Annotated in this window: 2 pseudogenes; both read left to right on the forward strand. The window is 74.7% G+C overall.

The features are described 5' to 3' along the window. Positions 1–189 (forward strand): annotated as a pseudogene (locus VQ03_RS34180) (hypothetical protein); the annotation flags it as partial. Between the two features lie 124 nt (positions 190–313). Then, positions 314–510 (forward strand): annotated as a pseudogene (locus VQ03_RS30375) (thermonuclease family protein); the annotation flags it as partial.

The following is a 510-nucleotide window of genomic DNA, read 5'->3' on the forward strand; positions in this document are numbered from 1 at the left end:
TCCGGTCAGCGGCTCGCCACCTGCCGGGTCCAGGCCACGGTCGATTTCTCGGCCTTCAGCCCCGATCGCGGCGTGCGCTCGCAGGGCACGGTCGACCTGGAGCTCGCGGTCAGCTTCGCGGGCGGGCGCCCGGTGATCGTCTCCGAGACCAGCCGGGTGGTGCGCCGCGAGGCGGTGGCGAGCCGCTGACCGGAGCCGTCGCCCTGTGACAGGGCGCCGATCAGGACCTAGATGAGGGGGATGAGCGCCCGCCGGAAGGTGGGCGGCTCTCGGGCAGACCCCGCGGCCGGGGGTGATGGGACACGATGCGGACATGACCTCGCGTGAGCAGTTGCAGGCGCTGATCCGGGCCGAGATCGACCGGCAGCGCCCCGTCGCGGTGGCCCGTCGCACCCTCGAACTCCTGGTGGAATCCGCGACCCGCCGTCTCGACGCGCCGCCGGGCTACCAGATCGTCGACCGGGACGGGCGCCCGCGCACCCGCGCGATCGCGGGCGCCCGTCCCGGTCG

Origin of the sequence: Methylobacterium tarhaniae, from assembly GCF_001043955.1 — a bacterium.
GTDB lineage: Bacteria > Pseudomonadota > Alphaproteobacteria > Rhizobiales > Beijerinckiaceae > Methylobacterium > Methylobacterium tarhaniae.